This window comes from Gordonia sp. NPDC058843, assembly GCF_042743165.1.
Classification (GTDB): Bacteria; Actinomycetota; Actinomycetes; order Mycobacteriales; family Mycobacteriaceae; genus Gordonia.
This window is the reverse complement of record NZ_JBHYNC010000016.1, coordinates 46,818-70,146: the sequence shown is the minus strand read 5'-3', so window position 1 is coordinate 70,146 and position 23,329 is coordinate 46,818. Positions and strand designations below refer to the sequence as shown.

At 69.3% G+C, this 23,329-nt stretch carries 14 protein-coding genes; 7 read left to right on the top strand and 7 right to left on the bottom strand.

The window, feature by feature from the left end; genetic code table 11:
• Positions 1–5 precede the first annotated feature (5 nt).
• Both ACFW3F_RS13060 and ACFW3F_RS13055 read right to left on the bottom strand, forming a co-directional pair.
• Positions 6–1,499: a condensation domain-containing protein gene (locus tag ACFW3F_RS13060; RefSeq protein WP_388057911.1), complete on the bottom strand. Its 1,494-nt coding sequence runs from the start codon at positions 1,497–1,499 to the stop codon at positions 6–8.
• A gap of 16 nt (positions 1,500–1,515) precedes the next feature.
• A complete protein-coding gene (locus ACFW3F_RS13055) occupies positions 1,516–2,976 on the bottom strand; it encodes a condensation domain-containing protein (protein WP_388057909.1) in 1,461 nt (486 codons plus the stop codon).
• Positions 2,977–3,543: 567 nt separating this feature from the next.
• Here ACFW3F_RS13055 and ACFW3F_RS13050 point away from each other — a divergent pair.
• The 3 genes from ACFW3F_RS13050 to ACFW3F_RS13040 are packed head-to-tail and all read left to right on the top strand — an operon-like array spanning position 3,544 to position 6,363.
• Positions 3,544–4,548, top strand: a complete 1,005-nt coding sequence (locus tag ACFW3F_RS13050) for an ATP-binding cassette domain-containing protein (protein WP_388057907.1) — start codon at positions 3,544–3,546, stop codon at positions 4,546–4,548.
• Positions 4,545–5,375 (top strand): ABC transporter permease, encoded by an 831-nt coding sequence (locus tag ACFW3F_RS13045; protein WP_388057906.1) that lies wholly within the window; start codon positions 4,545–4,547, stop codon positions 5,373–5,375. The genes ACFW3F_RS13050 and ACFW3F_RS13045 overlap by 4 nt, the downstream gene beginning before the upstream one ends.
• 43 nt (positions 5,376–5,418) lie before the next feature.
• On the top strand, positions 5,419–6,363 hold the full coding sequence (locus ACFW3F_RS13040; protein ID WP_388057904.1) for a glycosyltransferase family 2 protein: 945 nt from the start codon (positions 5,419–5,421) through the stop codon (positions 6,361–6,363).
• 28 nt (positions 6,364–6,391) lie between these two features.
• On the opposite strand, the gene ACFW3F_RS13035 is transcribed toward ACFW3F_RS13040, so the two are convergent.
• Entirely contained in the window at positions 6,392–7,696 is a 1,305-nt protein-coding gene (locus ACFW3F_RS13035; protein ID WP_388057902.1) for a glycosyltransferase, read from the bottom strand.
• A gap of 194 nt (positions 7,697–7,890) precedes the next feature.
• Here ACFW3F_RS13035 and ACFW3F_RS13030 point away from each other — a divergent pair, with 194 nt between their 5' ends.
• The 4 genes from ACFW3F_RS13030 to ACFW3F_RS13015 are packed head-to-tail and all read left to right on the top strand — an operon-like array spanning position 7,891 to position 13,453.
• Positions 7,891–9,300, top strand: a complete 1,410-nt coding sequence (locus tag ACFW3F_RS13030; protein ID WP_388057900.1) for a glycosyltransferase — start codon at positions 7,891–7,893, stop codon at positions 9,298–9,300.
• A gap of 17 nt (positions 9,301–9,317) precedes the next feature.
• The gene (locus tag ACFW3F_RS13025) at positions 9,318–10,772 is read left to right on the top strand and encodes a hypothetical protein (RefSeq protein WP_388057898.1); all 1,455 of its coding nucleotides are present in this window, start codon (positions 9,318–9,320) and stop codon (positions 10,770–10,772) included.
• A 15-nt stretch (positions 10,773–10,787) separates the two neighbouring features.
• Positions 10,788–12,158, top strand: a complete 1,371-nt coding sequence (locus ACFW3F_RS13020; RefSeq protein WP_388057896.1) for a hypothetical protein — start codon at positions 10,788–10,790, stop codon at positions 12,156–12,158.
• The gene (locus ACFW3F_RS13015) at positions 12,155–13,453 is read left to right on the top strand and encodes a glycosyltransferase (protein WP_388057987.1); all 1,299 of its coding nucleotides are present in this window, start codon (positions 12,155–12,157) and stop codon (positions 13,451–13,453) included. Before ACFW3F_RS13020 ends, ACFW3F_RS13015 begins: the two co-directional genes overlap by 4 nt.
• Before the next feature lie 60 nt (positions 13,454–13,513).
• Here ACFW3F_RS13015 and ACFW3F_RS13010 read toward each other — a convergent pair whose 3' ends face one another.
• From ACFW3F_RS13010 to ACFW3F_RS12995, 4 genes are all read right to left on the bottom strand, one after another.
• Positions 13,514–17,347, bottom strand: coding sequence for a multifunctional oxoglutarate decarboxylase/oxoglutarate dehydrogenase thiamine pyrophosphate-binding subunit/dihydrolipoyllysine-residue succinyltransferase subunit (locus ACFW3F_RS13010; protein WP_388057985.1), 3,834 nt, complete (start codon positions 17,345–17,347; stop codon positions 13,514–13,516).
• A gap of 183 nt (positions 17,348–17,530) precedes the next feature.
• Complete coding sequence (locus ACFW3F_RS13005) at positions 17,531–21,442, bottom strand: ABC transporter ATP-binding protein (protein WP_388057894.1); 3,912 nt, start codon at positions 21,440–21,442, stop codon at positions 17,531–17,533.
• Complete coding sequence (locus ACFW3F_RS13000) at positions 21,436–22,194, bottom strand: hypothetical protein (RefSeq protein WP_388057892.1); 759 nt, start codon at positions 22,192–22,194, stop codon at positions 21,436–21,438. The genes ACFW3F_RS13005 and ACFW3F_RS13000 overlap by 7 nt, the downstream gene beginning before the upstream one ends.
• Positions 22,191–23,261 carry a glutathione S-transferase family protein gene (locus tag ACFW3F_RS12995; protein ID WP_388057891.1) on the bottom strand — a complete coding sequence of 357 codons (1,071 nt, stop codon included), beginning with the start codon at positions 23,259–23,261 and terminating at the stop codon, positions 22,191–22,193. The genes ACFW3F_RS13000 and ACFW3F_RS12995 overlap by 4 nt, the downstream gene beginning before the upstream one ends.
• Positions 23,262–23,329: the final 68 nt, after the last annotated feature.

Here is a 23,329-nt window from a genome sequence, read left to right as displayed (position 1 = left end):
CCGGCTCACGCTCCCCGTCGTAGCGTCGTCGCCGCGGCGGGACCGGGCCGCGGACCCGCCGCCGGTCCGCCGATCCGACGGTCGCCTGCGCGGGCGATGTCGGTCACGATCTCACGCAGATGGTCGTAGTAGCGACGCGCCACCGACTTCGCGAACGGCGTGCCCGGGATCTGACTGCCGAGGTACAGCTCGTCGTGGTCGCGGTTGATCCATGCCGATGCGTTCGCGGTCCGCCCCTCCCCGGTGAACAGCGCGCCGCGCCGGAAGGCTTCCCGTGACGTTCCGGGGAACCATCGGAAGTCGATGTACGACAGCAGATTCGGAGCGGTGATGATCTCGTCCGGGGTGGCTCCGGCGGCGGCGATGGCGGCGAGCGCGGCTGCGACCGGGACGGTGGCGAGGTCGCGCGCGCGCCGGCGGGCCGCGTGTGCCGCCGGGATGAGTTCGGCGAAGGTCGATGCGCCCGTGACGGAGAACTCGACCGGTGCGAAGGTGCAGAACCATCCCTGAGCGGTGGCGTATCCGTCGAGCGCGGCACGGGTGTTGAACACCGTCATGCCGTAGTAGTCGTCGTTGCCGGCCAACTCTCGATCGGCGATGGCGATGGCTGCGTAGATGCCGTCGACGAAGCGCCCACCCGCCGCGCGGCATGCGGCATCGAAGGCGACGATCCCGGGCCGATCGAGCAGCGAGACCTCGACGCCGGTGACCTGTGCGGTCTCACCGGGGCCCAAGCCCAGGTCCAGGGGGAAGCGCGGCATCTGCAGGTCATGCCGGCGGAAGATGTCCTGCCAGGCCCGGGTCTGGGGAGATCCGGCGAGATGCGCGGCGGTCGACTCTGCCTCGGCTGCGGCGTAGGCGAAGTAGCCTCCGGCAGTCGGCGCCGCGGTGTTCGTCGCGGGGTGGTCGTGCTCGTCGGTCCGGGTCAGTTCGTCGTAGATCTGCGCGATCTCGTCGAGGGCGAGGGCCTGCGACGCGCCGTCGGAGAGGGCGTGGTCGCACGCCAGGAAGATGGCGAAACCTCCGGGGCGGCTGATCGCGCCGAAAGCGAAACCGGGAAAGGCATCGCTCGGGGTCTCACGGTCGAATCGATCGATGAGATAGGGGTGTACGTCGTCGGCGGTCGCCAGCTCGCGGTCGACGTGCCCCGCGAACTCGATGTCGGCCGGGTCGAGGAGATGCGCGGTCACCTCTGCGTCGTGGCATTCGAACCAGGTGCGCAGCACCTCGTGTCGCCGGACGAAGAGGGTCAGGGCGCGGCCGAGCGCAGCGGTGTCGAGGTCGCCGTCGATCTCGGTGCCCGATCCCAGGTACCCGCGATGGGTACGCCCCGCGGCTCGGGCCACCGCGGCTCCGCGGACATGATTCTGCGCCAGAAAGGTCACCGGAGCCGCCTGGGCGGGCGTGGCCACGGCGGCCGCACGGCATCTCGCGGTCGGGTCGAAGCGCACGGCGGTTCCCGGTTGTGGGCGCCAGTTGCCCATTGCCGTGATTCTCATCGGGTCCTCTCGTCGATCATGCGGGGCGGGCATCGTCGATGGCGGTGGCGCCGGCGAAGGTCGCGTGGGTGTAGGAGGCCAGGGGGTGCCCGGTGCCCTCGGTCGCGATCGCCCGCAGGACGGACGCATAGGTCGCGACGAGGTCGCGCATGCTCGCGTCGGCGGGGTCGTGGCCGGGATGGCGCGCCGACACCGTGATCCCGCCCGGCACCCGAGCTATCCAGAGGTAGACCTCACGATCCGAACGCGATCCGCCCCGCAGGATCTGCGCGTGCGCCGCGTCCCATTCGGCGGCTCCGGGAACGTGGCGGATGTCCAGGTACGACACGACGAACTCGGGTTCTCCTCCGGTGCCGAGTAATTCGACGATGCGCTGATAGGGGAAGAACGGTAGGTGACGAACCGCATCGATGGCGCCCGCGGTCGCGGTGAGGGCGTCGTCGAAGGTCTGGGAGCCGGCGAGGTCGACCTCGAGAGGGGCGAGCCCGACATACCAGCCCACCGATCCCGCGTACCGCGCCTCCGATCGCGTGTGCATCGGCATCGTGAGTCGCAGGGTGTCGTGGCCGGTGAGAGCGCGGAGGGTGACCGCGAGGGCGGCGAACACCGCCGTCTGTGTGCCGTGTCCGCTCGCTCGGGCCGCCGAACTCATGAAGGTCGCCTGGTGATCGGTGGCGACGTACTCGGAGATGCCGCGCTGGCGCGGTGTGCGCGCACGGTCCCGGGTCTCGAGGTGCGGACGGACCAGCGGGAGGTCGAATCCCGGAGCATCCGCGGAACTGTCCAGGAAGGCGCGCCACCGCGACACGGCGGGGTGTTCGCCGGTGAGTCCGAGCCCGACCGCCCGGTCGTGCACGCTGAAGTCGAGATGGCTTCCGACGTCGGCCATCTCGGCGGCCACGCCGTGCCGCGTGGAGGTGTAGAGGCGGCGGATCTCGCTGATGCTCAACAGGATCGAGTAGGCATCCATCACCACGTGGTCGGCGGCGAAGACCACGGTGAAGCCCTTGCGTGAGGAGTCGACGGTGGCCACGACGCAGTGTGGCCAGCGTGTCGGCGCGAGTCGGGCGTCGAAGATCTCGGTCAGCAGCTCGCGGATGTCGTCACCCGAGTCGAATCCACCGGCCTCCTCGGCGTTCACGTCGAGGTGGGCACCGCGGTAGGTGCGGCGACCTCCATGCAGCTCGTCGGCCGCGGGATCGGCTGTCGAGAGGAGGGCTTCGTGACGGGTGAGCCACTGACGCAGGCAGGATTCGAAGTGGTCGTCGTCGAGTTCGTCGTCGATCTCGAAAATCGCTCCCAGCCAGGAGTTCTCATCCACCTCGCCCGTGCTCGAACGCCGTATGGACGCGGACTGGTCATAGGTGAACGGTCGTGGATCGGGTTGCCAGCCCGAGGAATCCGCACCGGTGGTGGGCGTCCAGATCGTCACCGTCCCAGCCGGTACGGGGTAGTCGGACAGTTCGGTGAACTTCATCGGCGGTCGTCCATTGCGTCGGTCATCCGTTCCCGGGCCGCGACACCATGCCAGGAATCTCGCTGACATGGCCCCCCGGCCCCATGAGTTCTGATCTGAGACAACAGGAAACGTGCGTACCCCGATGCACGCACACGACTTGTCCGATGATGTCGGTGAGGTTCACCGGTCGAACGGATCGCATCGCAGCCGCCTGTGTCTGTAGCGAGCCTAAGTGCCCACAACGGACACGTGCAGTGGCAGCAGCGCGTGACCTTCATCACCGAGGCCGGCGAGGTGGCGTCGGTCGTCGAATCCGGATGAGGGGAAGTCGGGTGTGTGGCTGCATGTTTCGCATCGGGTTGGGTGTTTGCCATCGCGCGCGGCCGGGATTCGTTGCGTTCATGTAAAGAACTGATGACACGGAGTCGCCTCGGCCGGGCGTCGTCCGCGGGAATGCGAAGGCAGACGCAGGTGACGACGAAAACCGTTGCCGGGCAGCACGGAATATCGGTGCCGGTCACGTTGCGGCGCCTGCCGAGCTCACCTACCGTGGGGCCGAAGTCGACCACACGCATCGGGGGTGCCATGTCCACGACCGTCCCGGCCATCGAGGCCCACGGTCTGACCAAGCAGTTCGGCGGCACGCGCGCTGTCGACGCGGTCGATCTCCTGGTGCCCTCCGGTGGTGTGTTCGCCCTGCTGGGAACCAACGGCGCCGGCAAGACCACCACCGTGCGCATGCTCGCGACGCTGTTGCGTCCCGATGGCGGCGACGCGCGGATCTTCGGGCACGACGTCGTCGCGGAGGCGACGGCGGTCCGGTCGCTCATCGGTGTCACCGGCCAATACGCCTCTGTGGACGAAGATCTCACTGCCCGCGAGAACCTGATGATCTTCGGTCGACTGGTCGGGTCGTCACGGCGCCGTGCCCGCCTGCGCGCAGACGAACTCCTCGAAGAGTTCGGGCTCGGCGCGGTCGCCACCCGGCGGGTGGGGCATTTCTCCGGCGGGATGCGCCGGCGCCTCGATCTGGCGGCGTCGTTGATCACACGACCCCGACTGCTGTTCCTGGACGAGCCCACCACCGGACTCGATCCCCGCACGCGGGCGCAGATGTGGCAGACGGTGCGCGAGATGGTGGCACGCGGGTCGACCGTCCTGCTGACCACCCAATACCTCGACGAGGCAGATGAACTCGCTGATCACATCGCGGTCATGGATCGCGGCCGAGTGGTCGCCGACGGAACCGCGGACGAACTGAAAGCCGGCGTCGGCGACATGAGTGTGAGACTGCAACCGGCCCGGGCGGACGATCTGGGGGAGGCGGCCCAGGTGTGTGCGCCGTTCGCCTCCGGCGGCGAGGCGACGATCGCACGGCACGAGGGGGTCGTCGTGCTGCCGATGTCCGACATCGACCCGCTCGCCGACATCCTCGGCGCGCTCCGCGGGCGCGGGATCGCGCTGACTGCGGTCAACGTCGTGCGTCCGACCCTCGACGAGGTGTTCTTCGCGCTGACCGACGGGGGTGACCCCTCGCGAGCGGGGCCGGGCGCTGCGGGTCGGCTGGATACGACAGGAGCGCTGGGATGACCACGGGCTCACTGCAACCGAACGCACTCGCCGCCGGCGACGCCCCGCCGGACCCCCAGGACCGGGTTCGGCCGACCGCCGCGGTGATGCAGTCGCTGACGATGACCCACCGGGGCCTGCTCAAGATCAAGCACAACCCGCAACAGTTGTTCGACGTCATCGTGCTCCCCATCGTGTTCACGGTCATGTTCTCGTCGATCTTCGGCGGCGCGATCGCCGGGAACGTTGTCGGCTACCTGCCGCTGCTGATACCCGGCGTACTGGTTCAGGTGTGTGTCGCGGCGTCGGTGGTGACCGGTGTGCAGTTGCGCGAGGACCTCGATCGGGGGGTCTTCGACCGGTTCAAGTCGCTGCCGATCGCCCGCATCGCACCGCTTGCCGGTGCACTGGTGGCCAACACGCTGCGCTACGTGGTGGCCTCGGCCATCACGGTGTGCGTCGGGGTGATCATGGGGTACCGGCCGGCCAGCCCCGTGGGTGTCGCCCTCGCCTGCGTCCTGATCGTCGTGGTGGCGTTCTCGCTGAGCTGGATCTTCGCGCTCCTCGGCGTCCTGCTCGACAAGGCGTCGACCGTTCAGGGCGTCTCGATGCTGGTGCTGATGCCTATCACGTTCGTGTCCAACGCACTCGTCCCGATCGACACCATGCCCGGGTGGATGCAGGTCTGCGCGTCGGCGAACCCGGTGTCCCATCTGGTCACGGCGGCCCGCGGACTGGCCGCCGGCGAGAACGTCGGGACCGACATCGTCTACACGCTCGCGGGCGCGGCAGCGGTCCTCGCCGTGGTGGTGCCGGTGACCCTGCGCACCTATATGCGGCGGACGTGAGCGTTCGACGCCGATGCCGAACCGATCGTAAGGAGCAGACATCTTGAGTGCGCCGGCCCACCTGGGTTCTCCGCAGCCGGGTTTCGTCCCGGGCGCCGATACGCCGACGGCCGTCCCGTCGATCACCTTCTCGGTGGTGGTCCCGGTCTACAACGAGGAGGACACGATCGGCGAGTGCCTTGCCCGCCTGTCCGCCCAGTTCGATCGGATCACCGAGATCGTGGTCGTGGACAACAATTCGACCGACGGCAGCAGGGCGGTGATCGACGCATGGTGTTCGGCTGACCACCGGGTTCGGGTGATCGGTGAGACGCGCCAGGGCCTGGTGTACGCACGCAACTGCGGACTCGACGCCGCCACCGGCGAACTCATCGCCCGCATCGACGCCGACACCCGGGTGCCGCCGGACTGGGCCCGGACGATCGTGGAGTTCTTCGCCGCGGACGACGTGGGTGAGTGGGCCGCTCTGTGCGGGCGGGGAGAGGCCTATGACGTGCCCCTCGCCGGCAGGTTCGATCGATGGAAGACGCGTCTGCATCCGCTGAACAGATCACGGGGTGAGCGGCCGGTGACCGAGGTGCCCGTGCTCTACGGATCGAACATGGTGCTGCGTCGGGCGACCTGGGCGGCGATTCGGGATCGGGTCAGCATGCGTCGCAACATCTTCGAGGATGTGGACATGGGGCTGTGTGTCGGTGACGCGGGCGGACGCAACGCGTTTCTCCGCTCGCTGACCGTGGGGGTCTCGCCGCGCCGGATGGAGACCCCGATGGTGCCGTTCGTGCGCTACATGAGTTTCTTGCCCAGAACGTTTCTGCTGCACCGTCGATTCGGGCTGGCGGCGGGATCGGTGGCGGTGTACGTGCCCGCGATCACGGTCGCGCACGCGCTACGGCTCGTGCTCCTGCGGTCCTACGACTCCCGGACGGGGCGATTGCACCCGCGGAATCTGTTGCGGGGCGGTGGTCCCGGTCGAGTTCTTCCCTAGTCGCGGTCCGGCCGGAGTCGCACCCGCGTCAACCGGCGCGGCCGCGCATCATCGGATCGGCGACCGTCTCCTCGACGATGTCGGCCGCCGAGCCCACGGCCACACCAGGTGGTGTGAGGCGGCGGCGGAGGTCGGCGGACCGCAGGCCCATGTCCGCATCCAGGATCCGGGTGAGCGCGGGTACCAGGGACTCCGCCGTCACCCGCGCCATCGGCAAGGCGGCGCCCACCCGGGCATTGGTGAGCACCCGTCCCCAGATCGGCTGATCTGCCCCGACCCAGGTGACCAGGGTGGGCAGGCCCGCGCGCAGGCCGGCGGCGACCGAACCCGCGCCACCGTGGTGGACCGCGGCACGGCAACGTGGGAGCACGGTGTCGTGGTCGACGTGCCCGACGACTCGGACGGATTCATCGGATGTGGTTGCGTCGGACATGAATCCGCTCCATCCGCCCGCCACGAGCAATCGGACGCCGAGGCGGTCGGCGGCGGTTCGGAATGCATCCGCGAGAGCCGTCGGGTCCGCGGGGAGCATGCTGCCGAAGCCGACGTACACCGGAGCGTCGCCCGCGTCGAGCCAGTCGGTGAGTGTTCCGCCCCCCGATGCCCCGTCGAGGCCGGCGTCGCCCACTCCGGCGCGTTGTGCCGCAGCGAGAGTGAAGAATCCGACGAGCGGTCGGCGCCGCCCCCACTGATGTGCGAGCCCGTCGAAGAGGGCCGCGTCGTAGGCCTGGATCTCCGGAACGCCGGTGCGGGCGACGAGATGCGCGTACGGCACGGTCAGTGGGGACAGGCCCAGATCGGCGCGAAGGGTGTTCTCCGCCGATCGGGTGGCCAGCCACAGCGCACGTTCGGCGGCACGCCAGCTGAGGTCGTTGATCACCGCGGGCGCGTCGAATCCGAGATGCGCCAGCAGGGAGACAGCGCTGTTGCGTCGAATAGGGCAGTAGTGCAACGGAATATGTGGGATGCCGAGAACCGTCGAGACGTTGTGGGCACGTTCCTGGCCGGCGCTGGTCGCGATGATCGCATCGGCTCCGTCGGCGAGCTCGAGCAACCGTTGCTGCATCATCCGGCCGCCGCGCACCGACATCGCCGACACCGCACGCAACCGGGTGCGCGGGTTCTTCGACCGCATGTCCGCCCGGACCAGCCCGGAGTCGAGCAGTGCGCGGGTGCTCTCACCGTAGGTCGTGGTGGGAATCCCTGCGCCGCTGCCGAACTCGACCAGATCGGGCGGCACCGCCAGGGTGACCTGGTGACCGCGGCCCAGCAACTCCGCGGCGAGAGCGACAGCCGGCTGGGCATCGCCGCGACTGCCGTTGACCGCGATCACGAACCTCAACGTCGGACCCCTCACGTGTCTGTCTGGCCGGATGGAACAACTCGTCACCGCCGCGTCGCCGGTGGATCGGGACCGATTCTAGACACGCTCGGTCATCGGGGCGCGGGGTCGGAGACCCGGATCATGGTGGGGTCGGAGACGCGGATCAGTGCGGGGTCGGAGACCCGGATCACGAGGTGCTCGGCATGAGAATCGCGTTCGTGATCAACGGAACCCGCGGGGACGTACAACCGGCGACGATCCTGGCGCGGGCACTCGCCCGACGCGGGCACGACGTCTGTCTGGGGGTTCCGCCCAACCTCGCCGATTCCGCGAAGGGGTGGACGAGCGGTGTCGGCGGCGTCGACGTGATGGCCCTGGGAATGGACACGCGCGCTCATATCGAGACGGTCACCAGCGCGCGTACGAGCGCCGGACGCAATCCGATCCGACGGTTCCGCGCGGTGCTGTCCTTACGGAACGTGGGATGGGACCAGCTCGTCACGGACATGGCCGAGGTTGTCGCCGGTGCCGATGTGATCGTCACCGGGCTGGTCACCGAACAGCCGGCCCTGGCGTTCGCCGAGGGGGCGGGGGTGCCCCTGGTGTCGGTGCATCACGCGCCGGTCCGGCGCAACAGAAAGGTCGGTCCGGTGCCGGGTCACGTCGGCGGCGGCTCGCGTTCCATCCGGATCCAATGGGCCGTGTACGACGCCGCGTTCACCCTCCTGACCCGTGGGCGGGACGCCCGATTGCGAACCCGACTCGGGCTGCCGGCGACGTCGAGATGTTTCCTCGCGCGCCTGCGCGCCGCGCCGGGTGTGGAGTTGCAGGCCTATGATCCGCTCTTCGGAGTCGATTCGGAACCGGGGTGGGCATCCGACAGCAGAAGGCGTCCCCGGCCCTCGGTCGGGTTTCTCGGATCCCCCGGGGTACGCCGCGGGATCGGTGGTTCCGGGTCCGCTACGCCGGCGGCTCGTGCGGAGGCGCGGGCGGTGGCGCTGACGGAGTGGCTCGATGCCGGCGACGCCCCGATCTACGTCGGCTTCGGCAGCATGCCGCTGCGGGGGCAGAAGGCCACACTCGAGGCAGTCGCCGAACTCGGTCGCCGGCTCGGTCGCCGTGTGCTGATGTGTGCGGGCTGGACCGAGTTGGATGCGGACGTGCGGGCGGGGGTGGAGTCGGCCGCGGTGCGCATCGAGTCGCAGGTCGATCATCGGGCCGTCTTCGGCAGGTGCGCGGTCGTGGTCCATCACGGCGGCGCCGGCACCACCGCGGCCGTTCTCCGCGCGGGCCGGCCCTCGGTGATCTGCTGGTACGGCGCCGATCAGCCGTTCTGGGGCGCCGAACTCGAACGACTGGGAGTCGGCGTGTCCATGCCGATGGCCCGCGCGCGGGATGGCCTGGACGTCGATCGGTTGTGCGGTGCCGTTCGATCGATGCTCGACCCGTCGGTCGCCCGTCGGGCGGGACGGCTACGTGCTGTCCTGGTCGACGAGGACGCTGCCCTCGGGCATGCCGTGCGCGAGATCGAGGGTTCGGTGAGAAGGTCGAGCACGGGGGAGCCGCACTCGCGGAGCCCACAGGTGCACAGCGGAACAAAGGTGGACGTATGACGACGATGGGGTCGCGCATGGCAGAGCAACCCGACGCCGGGCAGCCGGGGGCGGGTCAGGGTCTGCGAGGCGTCGCGGCGCGGCTGCGCGCCCGGGGGTCGGCGTTCCGGGGAGAGCGGTTGACCTCTGAGGACGCGCCGTTCTGGTTCGTCACGCCGGCGCTGGGCTGGTCGGTCGTGCTCCAGCTGGTCTGGGTGTTCGACGACGAGGTCTCCGTCGACGCCCTGGCGTCGATGAACGCGGCCCTCGCACGGGGGCGTCTGAACCGCATGCTCGTCGTGCCGGGGGTCGTCGGGGCGCGACCGCGGTGGGTCGCCGCGCCCGATGCCCCGGGGCTGGCAGCCGACAGCCGGCCGGTGTCGGAGGCGGAGATCGACGACTGGGCGACCGGCGAGATGTCCTCGGTTCCCCTCGACGCCGAGGGCGGGCGGTGCTGGCGGTTGCGAACGGTTCCCACCGCGTCGGGCGGCACGGTGGTGTCGTTGTGTGCCCTGCACGTGGTCACCGACGGCCGCGGCATGCTGGCGGCCGCGGCCGAGGCCGCTGCGGCATCGGAGGTACCGCTCGACCCGGAGTCCGGTTCCGGAACCGCAGCGGCCGGCCAGACCCCCTTCCCGACGGTCTCGTGGCGTCGCCGGCGGGCCGGCGACGTCGTGGACGCCGGATCGCAGGCCGTCGCGGTCGTCACCGGGATCGCGCGGGCGGCACTCGAACGGCGCAAGAGCGGTGGAGCCGAACCCGACCCGCGGCCGGTCCGCGCACCGATCGCCGAACGCTCGCCGGCCGCAGACTTCACGTGGGCGACGGCGACCATCCCGGCAACCGACTTCGACCGGGTCGCCACCGAACACGACGGCACCGCCAACACCCTGTTCATCGCGGTCGTCAGCGGTCTGCTCCGCTCGAGTGGCCATGCGCCGCTGCCAGATCCGATCAAGGTCGGGGTGCCGGTCGACCGTCGGGAGAGCGAGGACGACACCAGGTCCAACCCGATCGCGGGCGTGTCGGTGTATCTCACCGACGAGCCGGTCGCGGGCGGCGATCTCGGCGGTATCCGGTCCGCGTGCAAGGCGGCCTTCGTCCGTCTGTCGGAGGGCCGCCGGGCGCCACACATCCACCTGCGTCCGCTGGCCTGGTTCCTGCCGCCGGCGGTGATCGTCAAGATCGTCAGTGCGGGCAACGGCATTCCCGACGCGGTGATCTCCAACCTCGGCGACGTACCGCCGGAGGCGACGGTGCTCGGTGGCAGGTCGGCGCGCAAGGTCGCCTTTCGCGGCATGGCGCAGGGGGTCGACGCCTCGGCGGGGCAGCGCTTCGGCGACGGCGTCCAATCGTGGCTGGTCCGCACCCGGGATCAGGTGACGTTCACCGTGCTCGGGTGCGACGAGACGAGTTTCTCCTCCGACGCCGTGGTCGCCGACCTGCTCGACCGGGAACTGACGGCATGGGGGTTGCCTCATGAGATCTGGTGAAGCCGAGGAGAAGACGTGACGACAACTGCAATCGAGACCCGGCCCGCCGAGGTCCTTCGTGTCACCGGGCCCGACGAGTCCTATCTGCTCGTCGCCGAACTGTTCGGGATGGGTGCCCCCATCCAGATCACCTGGGTCTTCGACGACGACCCGGGGGACGCGGCGATCGACTCGCTGCGCGCAGGACTGGCGGCCGGGCCGCTGCACCGGGCCGTGTCCCGCCGTCGGGTCCCCTTCGCCCGGCACCGCTGGGTACGGTCGCCACTGCCCGTCCCTACCGCGCCCGTGGAGGTCGTCGACGCGGACGGCGTCGGACAGTGGGCCGACGCGGTGCTCCGGGCGAGTCGTCTCGATCCGGTGCGAGGAATCGGCTGGCAGCTGGACTCGGCGCGGATCCGCGGCGGCGGTCGCGCGGTGTCGTTGCTCGCCTCCCACATGATCACCGACGGCCACGGTCTGTACCGGTTGGTGGCCGACGCCGCGGCGGGCCGGACCGCGAGCCTTCCCGCCGCCGCCGACGGTGGACCCTTCTGGGACGTGGTCCGCATCGACGCCGCCGACGCCGCGGCCTCGGTGCGTGCGGCGGCGCGATCCGTGCGGATCCTGATCCGCGAGGCCCGGGCGTCGAAGCCCGCCGATACCGGATCCGCTCCGCGCGCGTCGCACACCACCGGTTCGGGGCGGCCTCGGTCCGGGCCCGACCCGGACACGACGCTGGCGACTGTCGACGTCTCGGCAACCGAGTGGGCGGCGCGCGCCGCCGAGCACGGTGGCACCGGGAACTCGCTGTTCACTGCGTTGCTCGCCGGTATCGTGCATCGCTCGGGCCGTCCGATCACCGGTCCGATGAAGGTGTGTCTCGCGGTCAGCACGCGTGACGGTGAGGACGACAACCGGGCCAACGCGTCGGGCGGGGTGTGGATCCGGCTCGCCGACCCCGTCGAACCGGACACCGACCTGACCACCATCCGGTCATCGAGCAAGCGGGCCTTCGTCGACTATGCCGACTCCGGGGCCGATCAGGTCGCCGACAACCTGCAGCCGATCGTCCGGATGCTGCCCCGGCGACTCATCGGCCGGCTGATGCGCGGGATCCCCGGACCCGACACGACTGTGTCGAATCTGGGGACGACTCCGGATTCGGCGTTGCGCATCGGGGGTCGGACGGCGTCCGGGTTCGCCATCCGCGCGGTGATGCAGGGGATGCCGGCGCAGGAGCGGCGCGTCCGCGGGCCGGCGATCGCCGCGTGGGCGGTCACCTACGGCGACACCGTCACGCTCACCTTCTTCGGCATCGACCCCGACGACTTCGGCGACCCCGACGGATTGCGCACGCTCATCGCGGACGAGTTGACCGCGTGGCGGATCGGGCATCGATTCTGGTGACCGCCCGACACGTCTCGATCGTCCTGTACGGCAGCCGGGGCGACATCCAGCCCGGCATCTGCCTGGCCCTCGAACTCCAGAAGCGGGGTCACCGCGTCAGTGTGCTCGTCCCGCCGAACCTGTCGGGCCTCGCGCGCGCGACCGGGGTGGGCGACGTCCGTGAGATAGGCCTCGACTCCGATGCGGCCTGGTCGTCGGAGGACGCACGGGCGGCGCGTGGCAAACGCAACCCGCTGGCGCGGTTGATGTTCGCGGTGCGCACCGTCCGAGGCGGATTCGACGCTCTCGACGCGGACCTCGAGCGTCTGTTCACAACGCGGTCCGCTCCGTTGGCCGGCACCGATCTCCTCGTCGTCGCGCCGCTCTGCCAGGATCGAGGGGCCGCGGTGTCCGATCATCTGGGCATCCCGCTGACTGTTCTCAGGTACGGCCCGATGTCGGAGAACGGACTCATCGGTGCCGTTCCCGGGCTGACCGAACGCTGGTCGCCGGAGTGGAAGCGCCGATCGTGGCGCATCGCCGACCGGTTGACCTGGGCGGGAACGGGCTGGAACGAGAATCGCTTCCGACGCCGGATCGGGCTTCCCCCGAGTCGGCGACCGTTGCCGCGCCGACTCAGCGCCGACGGGGTCCGGCAGATCCAGGCCTACGATCCGGCGGTCGTGCCGGGTCTCGCCGAGGAGTGGGACGAGCGCAAACCCATTGTCGGGTTCTTCGACCTGCCGGCGGCCAGTCGGGCGGGAATTTCTGAGATCGGTTCCGACGCAACCGATCTCGCCCGGTGGCTGGATGCCGGTGAACCTCCGCTGTTCGTCACCTTCGGGAGCATGCCGGTCCTCGACCCGCAGGTGCTGAGCGCACGGTGGCGGGCCGCGGCGCGGGCCCTGGGAGTGCGCTGCCTGATTGCGATGGGAGACGTGACCGGAGTCGACCCCGACGATCCCGACGTGTTCCACGCCCGCGGCGTCGATCACGCGTCGGTCCTGCCTCGGTGCGTGGCCGCGGTGCATCACGGCGGCGCCGGAACCACCGCGGCGAGCCTGCGGGCCGGTCTGCCGACCCTCGTCTGCGCGGTCACCGCTGATCAGCCGTTCTGGGGCGAGCGGGTCCGAGCACTACGCGTGGGGGAGACCGTACGACTGTCGAGCTTCACCGACGACGAGGCACGCATGAGGCTGGCGAGTGTGCTCGCCGACGAGACCCGTTCGGCGGCCGCTGCTTTCGCGCGGCAGATGACCTCCCCGGACAAGGCCGTGGCCGCCGCCGCCGACATCTGCGAGTCCCGGCTGAGCTAGCCGCACCGACGACTGCGACCACCAACCCCGAGGGCTGGTGGCCGCAGTCGTCGAACGCTGCTACTCGCCGAAGGCCTCGTCGATGATCTCCTGCTGTTCGACCGCATGGACCTTGCTCGATCCCGACGACGGTGCGGACATCGCACGGCGCGACACCCGGCGCAGGCGGCCGAGCAATTCCGGGAGCACCTCGGGCAACCAGAGGCCGAGGAACGGCCACGGACCCTGGTTGGCGGGCTCTTCCTGGACCCAGCGGAACTCGCTCGCGTTGTCGTACTGCTCGAGCGTCGTACGGAGGCGGCGGTGCGGCACCGGGTAGAGCTGCTCGATGCGCACGATCGCGATGTCCTCGCGCTTCTCCTTGTCGCGGCGGGCGGCGAGCTCGTAGTAGAGCTTTCCGCTCACCAGCAGCACCCGCTTCACCTTGCTGCGGTCGGCGCCGTCCTTGGCGAAGTGCGGATCGTCGATGACCGACCGGAACTTGTCCTCGGTGAAGTCCTCCACCGGACTGACCGCGGCCTTGTTGCGCAACATCGACTTCGGGGTGAAGACGATGAGCGGACGGCTGATGCCGTCGAGCACGTGGCGCCGCAACAAGTGGAAGTAGCTCGCCGGCGTCGAGGGCAGCGCCACCGTCATCGAACCCTCGGCACACAGCTGCAGGAAGCGCTCGATGCGGCCCGAGGTGTGGTCGGGTCCCTGTCCCTCGTGGCCATGCGGCAGCAGCAGCACGACATCGGAGAGCTGGCCCCACTTGGCCTCACCGGACGAGATGAACTCGTCGATGATCGGCTGGGCGCCGTTGACGAAGTCGCCGAACTGCGCTTCCCACACGACGAGCGCGTCCGGATTGCCCACGGAATAGCCGTATTCGAAGCCGACGACACCGAACTCCGAGAGAGGCGAGTCGTAGACCATGAAGCGACCACCGCTGCCCTCGTCACCGGCGGGCTCGAGATGATTCAGCGGGGTGTACTCCGAACCCGTGGTGCGGTCGATGAGCACCGAGTGGCGCTGGGTGAACGTGCCGCGCCTCGAATCCTGCCCGGACAGGCGGACGGTGCGTCCCTCCATGACCAGCGATCCGAACGCCAGCAGTTCCGCGAACGCCCAGTCGATGTTGCCCTTGCGCGCGGCCTCGGCGCGACGCTCCAGGACCGGCTTGACGCGCGGGTGCGGGGTGAAGCCGTCGGGGACGTTGACGAACGCGTCGCCGATGAGCTCGAGTGTCTTGCTGTCGACCGCGGTCACCAGCTTCGTCGGCAGCGTCTGGTCGGACTCGACGGAGGGCGACGGCTCGACACTGAACTTCTCGAGTTCCTTGACCTCGTTGAAGACGCGTTCGAGTTGGCCCTGGTAGTCGCGCAGGGCGTCCTCGGCCTCCTTGGTCGAGATGTCACCGCGGCCGATCAGGGCCTCGGTGTAGCTCTTGCGGACGCCGCGCTTGGTGTCGATCACCTCGTACATCGCCGGCTGCGTCATCGAGGGGTCGTCGCCTTCGTTGTGTCCGCGGCGGCGGAAGCACACGAGGTCGATGACGACGTCCTTGTTGTACGTCTGCCGGTAGTCCACGGCGAGCTTGGCCACCCAGACACAGGCCTCCGGGTCGTCGCTGTTGACGTGGAAGATCGGCGCACCGATCATCTTCGCCACGTCGGTGCAGTACTCGGTCGACCGTGAGTGCTCCGGGGCGGTGGTGAAGCCGACCTGGTTGTTGACCACGATGTGCACGGTGCCGCCGGTGCGGTACCCGGGCAGCATCGCCATGTTGAGCGTCTCGGCGACCACACCCTGACCGGCGAACGCCGCGTCACCGTGCAGCATGAGCGGCAGGATCGGGAACCGATCGTCGTCGTCCATGAGATCCTGCTTGGCGCGCACCAGACCCTCGAGCACCGGGTCGACGGCCTCGAGGTGGCTCGGGTTGGCGGTCAGCGACACGTTGATCTCGTTGTCGCCGAACATCTGGTAGTACTTGCCCTCGGCGCCGAGGTGGTATTTCACGTCGCCCGACCCGTGTGCCTGCGACGGATTCAGGTTGCCCTCGAACTCGGTGAAGATCTTCGAGTACGGCTTGCCGACGATGTTCGCGAGCACGTTCAGGCGGCCACGGTGCGGCATGGCGATGACGACCTCGGAGAGGCTGTGCTCAGCGCTCTGGTCGATCACCGCGTCCATCATCGGGATGACCGATTCCGCGCCCTCGAGCGAGAACCGCTTCTGGCCGACGTACTTGGTCTGCAGGAAGGTCTCGAAGGCCTCGGCGGCGTTGAGCTTGCTCAGGATGTACTTCTGCTCGCCGACCGGCGGCTTGACGTGCTTGATCTCGACACGTTCCTGCAGCCACTTCTGCTGTTCGGGTTCGAGGATGTGGGTGTACTCGACACCGACGTGTCGGCAGTACGCGTCGCGCAGGATCGACAGCACGTCCCGCAGCTTCATCCTCTCCTGGCCGTGGAACCCGCCGACCTTGAAAGTGCGATCGAGATCCCACAGGGTCAGGCCGTAGTTCTGGATGTCGAGATCCGGATGGCTGCTGCGCGCGTCACTGTCCATCATGAGCGGATCGATGTCGGCCATCAGGTGGCCGCGGCTGCGGTAGGCAGCGATCAGCTCGAGCACACGGGTGCTCTTGTCGACCAGACCGGCCGGTAGGTCCCGGCGCCACCGGATCGGCTCGTAGGGCACGTGGAACGCGGTGAAGATCTCGTCGTAGAACGCGTCGTCGATCAGCAGTTCGTGAATAGTGCGGAGGAAGTCGCCCGACTCCGCGCCCTGGATGATCCGGTGATCGTAGGTCGACGTCAGGGTCATGAGCTTGCCGACGCCGAGCTCGGCGATCTGCTCGTCGCTCGCGCCTTGGAACTCGGCCGGGTACTCCATTGCGCCCGCGCCGATGATGGCGCCCTGTCCCTTCATCAGGCGCGGAACCGAGTGCACGGTGCCGATGGTGCCGGGATTGGTGAGCGAGATGGTGACGCCGGAGAAGTCATCGGCGCCGAGCTTGCCGTCGCGTGCGCGCCGGACGATGTCCTGGTACGCGGTGTAGAACTCGGCGAACCCCATGGTCTCGCACTGCTTGATCGCGGCGACGACGAGCGTGCGGTTGCCGTCCTTGCCGACCAGGTCGATCGCCAGCCCGAGGTTGGTGTGGGCCGGGGTGACCACGTTGGGCTTTCCGTCGATCTCGGCGAAGTGCCGGTTCATGTTCGGGAACGCCTTGATGGCCTGGACGATCGCGTAGCCCAGGATGTGGGTGAAGCTGATCTTGCCGCCGCGGGTGCGTGCGAGATGGTTGTTGACGACGATCCGGTTGTCGATCATCGCCTTGGCCGGTACCGCCCGGACGCTGGTGGCCGTCGGGATCTGCAATGACAGCGCCATGTTCTTCGCGATGGCCGCGGCGGGGCCGCGCAGTACCTTGTTGCCGTCTGCGTTCTCGGACTTCTGGGCCTCGGGTGCGGCGGTCGTACCCGAGTCCTTGGTGGGCTTGGGCTGGGAGCGAGCCGAACCGTCACGGCTCGCGACGCTGTGGCCGGATGCGGCCTTCGTGGCGGTCGCCTCCTTGGCGGGCGCGGGCTTGCGCGGTGCGGTGCGGGCCGGGGGTTGATCCAGGGTGACCTGCTTGCGCGGCGCGGCCTCGGCGGCCCCAGCGGCGGAGGTGCGCGCCGACCCGTTGGTCGACGAACTCGTGGTCGGCGCAGAGGATGAGCTGGCCGCGGAGGAGGTGGCCGAGGAGGAGGTGGAAGTCGTTGTGGCGGAAGACTTTGCGGATTTCGCGGGCGCGGAGGCGGCTGCGGCGGAGCCGCCGTTGTCGCCGGGCTCGTAGTTCTTCAGAAGTTCGTGCCAACTCGGATCGACCGAGTTCGGATCTTCTTTGTACTGCTGGTACATTTCCTCGACCAGCCACGTGTTCTGTCCGAAGTCTGAAATCGAACTGCTGCTCACAGCGGTATCTCGCCTCAATTCCCTGAAGGTGCCGGGTTCTCTGCCACGCGTCGTCTCTTGTGGAGACTATCGGTGAACCAACTGCCGATGGTACGCGTCGTCGACTCGCTCGCGCTGACCGACCTGTTACTACGGAGTCAGGTCCGAAGTGGCCCGCACGGCCGTGGTGGCGGCGGTCCGTGCGCTGGTCGGAGCGGGTGCATCGGGGTCGGGCACCGCCGGCTCGTCGGGATCGACACCGGCATCCCAGAAGCCGCGGTACCTCTGTCCCAACGCGAGCAATTCCTCGTGTGTTCCGAGCTCGACGATCCGCCCGCCGTCCACCACCGCGATGGCGTCGGCGCGGGCCGCGGTGGCCAGCCGGTGGGCGACGATCACCGAGGTGCGGTGCCGGGTCACCGCGCGCCCGGCGGCGAGCACCTGTGCCTCGGTCGCCTGGTCGAGGGTCGCGGTCGCCTCGTCGAGCAGCAGTAGGTCGGGTTCGACGAGTTCGGCCCGCGCCAGCGCGATGAGCTGACGTTGTCCCGAGCTCAGACCCTGGCCGCGTTCGCCGATCGGATGGTTCATCCGGCCGGGCAGGGCGGCGATCATGCGCAACGCGCCGACCGCTGCCGCGGCGTCGACGATCGCCGCACGATCGGCACCGGGCCGGCCGTAAGCGATGTTCTCGGCGACCGTGCCGGTGAAGAGATGCGGTTCCTGCGGGACGAGTCCGAGTCGCCTGCGGTACCCCGCGAGTTCGTAGTCGCCGATGTCGGTGCCGTCGACGGCGACGCGTCCGGCGGTCGGATCGTAGAAGCGGGCCAGGAGTTTGACGATCGTCGACTTCCCGGCACCGGTCCGGCCGACGAGGGCCAGGGACGAACCGGCCGGGATGTGCAGGTCGACACCGGACAGCGCGTCCGTGACCGAACCCTGATAGCGGAAACCCACGCGCTCGAAGTCGACGACGCCGTCGAAGCCGTCGTCCGGTGGCGACTCGGCCCGCGGGGACGTGCGCAGCGAACTCGGCGTGCGCAGCAGGTCGCCGATCCGTCGGAGACCCACCGCAGCCTGCTGGTAGCCGTCGAAGACCTGCGACAGCTGCTGAACCGGGCCGAAGAGCATCGTCAGGTAGAGGACGAAGGCCACGAGGGTGCCCGCCGACAGCGAACCGGACGCCACCTGCCCGGCGCCGACGCCGAGCGCGATCGCGGTGGCGATGTCGGACATGAGCTGGATCAGCGGGAAGTAGGCGGCGATCGCCCGCTGTGACACCATCCGGGCCGCGACCCACTCGGCGGAACGCTGGGCGAACCGCACCTGAGCGCTGTCGGTGCGCAGGTAGGTCTGGGTGGTCTTGATCCCGGCGATGTTCTCCTGGAAGTCGGCGTTGACGATGCTGATCAGTTCGCGCGAGCGGGTGTACGCGCGACTCGCGACGCGTCGGAAGACGATGGTCGCGGCTATCAGGAGGGGGAAGACCGGCAGGACGAGCAGGCCGAGCAGCGGGCCGGTGATCAGGAGCGCGACGCCGACGCCGATGAGGGTCAGCACCGCCACGATCGCCGAGGTGAGCCCGGTCTGCAGGAACGTCGACAATGCGTCGATGTCGGTCGTCATCCGCGTCATGATCCGACCCGACAGTTCCCGCTCGTAGTAGTCGAGTCCGAGCCGCTGGATGTGGGCGTAGCTGCGGATCCGCAGTCCGAAAAGCACGCGCTCGCCCGCTCTGGTCGAAGTGATGGTCATCGATCTCGCGGCGACCCAGCCGACGCCCACCAGCGCGACGCCGCCGAGCGCGGCCCACAGCAGCGTCGATCGTTCGGTGTGACCGGTCGCATCGATGACCGCACGCGCGATGCTCGGGAACGCCAGGCCGACGAGGGTGTCGACCGCGATGGCGAGCAGCGCAGCGGCGAGCAGCCATCGGACAGGTGCGAGGAGTCCGCGCAGTGTGAAGTCCGGGTCCTCGCGTCGAGCGGCGTCGACGTCGGTCTCCGGACGCTCCACCGCCGGCGGGAGTGCGTCCACGGAGGCCTGGAGTTCCGGTGTGGCCGGCATCGAACCGAGCGCGCTGGCGACGCCGCCACCCCGACCGGTGCGCGAGCCCGCCCCGGCCGCGGAAGAGGTCGTGGCCACCGCGTCAGCGGAACCGGGTTCGACTCTGGGCCAGAGGTTCTCGATGTCGGCCGCGGTCGGCGGTGCGGTGTCGGCGATCGTGGCCGCTCCGGTGACCCCGTCGGGGGCCATATGCGCGGTACTCGACATGAGTTCGCGGAATCGCGGTGAGGTCGCTTCGAGTTCGGCGAGCGTCCCCAGCGCCGTGATCCGGCCGTCGTCGAGCACGGCGACGCGATCGGCGAGGACGAGCGTCGACCGCCGATGGGCCAGGACCAGCATCGTGGCGCGCCGGCTGCGCAACCCGCCCAGGATGCGTGCCTCGGTGGTCGCGTCCACCGCGGACGTCGCGTCGTCGAGCACGAGGATGCGCGGATCGGCGAAGAGTGCCCGCGCCAGCGCGATGCGCTGGCGTTGCCCGCCCGACAGGGTGAGTCCGCGTTCGCCGATGACCGTGTCGTACCCGTCGGGCAGAGCGTCGACGAACTCGGCGGCGTCGGCGGCGACGGCCGCCGCCCGCACCCGGTCGGCGGCATCGGGGTGCGTCGCCGCCGGGCCCATCGCGATGTTGGCGGTGATGGTGTCCGAGAAAAGGAATGGCTCGTCGAAGACCACCGCGACGGCTCGGTGGAGGGACTCGGGGGCGAGTTCGTCGATCCGGTGGCGGGTCGGGGTCGGGTCATCTCCGGCGCTCGAACCGAGCAGGGAGATCGTCCCGGTGTCGGGCCGTTCGAAGCGGCTCACCAGATCGGCGATGGTCGACTTCCCGGACCCGGGCGGACCCACGATCGCCACACATTCGCCCGGTTCGATCCGGAGGTCGATCCCGGACAGGACCGCCGGCGGGTCGTCGGCGTCGTGGGTGTGGTGGGCGAAGCCCACGCCGGCGAGTTCGACGCCCAGGGGACCGTCGGGCAACGTGCCGGTCGCCGCGTCGCCCGGGTCGTGGGGGTGGTCGATCACGTCATAGACGCGTTCGACCGCCGCGCGGGCCAGTTGCGCGTTGACGATGAGATTCGTCAGCAGCCGGGCGATACCCGTCATGGTGGCGACGTAGGTGCTGAACGCGAGAAAGGTGCCGGCGGTGATCGCGCCGGTCATCGTGAGGTAGCCGCCCACCACGATCACCCCGACCATGCCCAACTGCGGGATGGCGGCCAGGGTCGGGGCGAACCGCGAGTTGATCCGCGCGGCACGCAGTCGGCGCGCGAACACCGTCCGGCACCGGGCGACGAGGTCGTCGACCGCGCGCTCCTCCTGCCCGAACCCCTTCACGACCCGGACGCCGGTCACGGTCTCCTCGACGTGCTGGGCCACGTCGGCGGCGGACTGCTGAGCCGACCACGTCGCCGCGAACAGGCGGCGCCGGGTCCGCCACACCTCGACGGCGATGAGCGGGACGATCAACAGCGCCACGCCGGTCAGGAGCGGCGACAGGTAGGCCATGATCACCAGTGCCACGACCATCTGCACCGCGGCACCGAGAGACAGCGGCGCCATGGCCAGCAGGCTCTGCACGACCTGTATGTCGGTGATGGACCGGGACACGATCTGGCCGGTGCGGATCTGGTGCTGGCTGCGCCCGTCGAGGTGCAGCAGGGTGTCGAGCAGTCGGAGGCGCAGTGAGTTCTGCACACTGACCGCGAGTCGGCCGGCGAACACCCGCCGGCCGAAATGACAGACGTAGCGCAGGACGGCGAGAGCGACGAGGGCGACGATGACGGTGCGCAGCGAGAGACCGTCGTCGACGACGCCGGTGGCATGGTCGACCGCTGCCTTGGTCAGCAGCGGGACGAGGACGTCGACCCCGACCGCGGTCAGGGTGACGGTCATCGTGATGACGACGACCCGACGGTATCGCCACGACTCGCCGACGAGGCGGCGAATCCAACCGGGCGCGGCCGCGGGTGGTGGGGGCGGTGGAGGCGCCGCGATCACCACGAACCGGGCGGCAGCGGATCCGGCGTGGGCGACTCGGTGAAGTCGACGTCGATGACCCACGTACGGGGCGCGGGTCCGAACGCATCCCGTGCGTTGTGCACGACCTTGCGGCCGAGGGCGCGACTGCCCGCGCCACCGATGACCGCACCGATCCCGGCGGGCATCAGTTTGCCGAAGATCAGCGGCGCCCGGCGGATCGCGTATTTCCGGACGAGCTTGTTGACCAGGGTCTTGTTCAGCTTGGTGAGCGCCCCGGACGGCAGTGCGGCGCCGCCGAGCCTGCGCAAGGCGCCGCCGCCGGTACCGACCACCCGGCCGAGTGCCAGGACACCCTCTTCGCCGAGCGCGACGGTCATGACGAGTGCCTTGCGCCGCTCGGACTCGTGCACCGGTATGCCGTGCACCTCGGCGATCGACAACGCCAGCAACGCCGACGCCTCGAGGAAGAACGCCGTGTCCCCGGTCATCGCCCCGAACGCGGTCATCGTGCCGACACCGGGCACCGCGGCGGCCGCACCGACCGCGCCGCCGGAACCGGTGACCGCATTCAGATAGCGCTTCTCGAGCCGTTCCACGATCTGTGCGGGTGAGTCGTCTGGGTACTTCCGCCGCAGCGAATCCACGTACTTCTTCACCGCCGGCGCCTGCAGCCGCTGCGCCCGATCCAGAAGACCGCCGGTCACCTCGACGGCCTTACCGGGCGGCGTGCGGCCCTTGTCCGTCGAAACTCCCTGTGTCGTCTTGTCTTTCATGACAGGTCTCTCATGTCCTGGGGTACCCAATCCTGTTCGGGCACGACCTCGGCGGGTCGTGGGGGGCCCGGGGGCGTGCCGTCGCCGAACGGGCGGCCGCCGAGGTCGTCGCGGTGGTGCGCGGTGAGCCAGCCGCGCAGGTCCGGGCCCTTGGGCACGATCTGCGTGGGGTTCACATCGGTGTGGACGATGTAATAGTGCTGCTTGATCTGAGTGAAGTCGGTGGTGTCGCCGAAGCCGGGCGTCTGGAACAGGTCGCGGGCATAGGCCCACAGGACAGGCATCTCACTCAACTTGCTGCGATTGCACTTGAAATGACCGTGATAGACCGCGTCGAACCGCGCCAGGGTGGTGAACAGGCGGACGTCGGCCTCGGTGATCGTGTCGCCGACCAGGTAGCGCTGTGTCGACAGTCGTTCGGACAGCTCGTCGAGCTTGGTGAACAATCGGTCGTAGGCCGCGTCGTAGGCGTCCTGGCTACCGGCGAATCCGCATCTGTACACCCCGTTGTTGACCTCGGTGTAGATGCCGTGGCTCACCTCGTCGATCTCGTCGCGCAGCCGCTCCGGGTAGAGCTCCGGCGCGCCGTCGCGGTGGAAGGCCGTCCATTCCAGCGAGAAGTCGACGGTGATCTGCGGGAAGTCGTTGGTGACGACCGCGCCGGTCGGCACATCGACGATCGCGGGCACGGTGATCCCCTTGGGATAGCCCGGAATCCGCTTCTCGTAGGCGTCTTTGAGCCGGGGTATCTGCAGGACCGGGTCCACTCCGCCGGGATCGAGGTCGAAGGTCCAGGAGTTCTTGTCGTGCGTGGGACCGCACAGCCCGAGCGAGATGGCGTCCTCGAGTCCGAGGAGCCGCCGCACGATGAGAGTCCGATTGGCCCACGGACACGCCCGCGCCGCGACCAGCCGGTACCGGCCGGCCTCCACCGGGTAGCCGTCCCGGCCGTCGGCGGTGATCCGGGTCTCGATGTACTTCGTGTCCCGGACGAACTCCTCGCCCGTCATCACGTACGAACCCTGTTCGTCCTCGGACGCGGTGCGCTGTTCGGAGTCGGTGCTCATGGGTTCCACAGTAATGATCGCCCGCGACAAAACACCCCGACCGCCGCCGACGACCCGTGATCGCACGG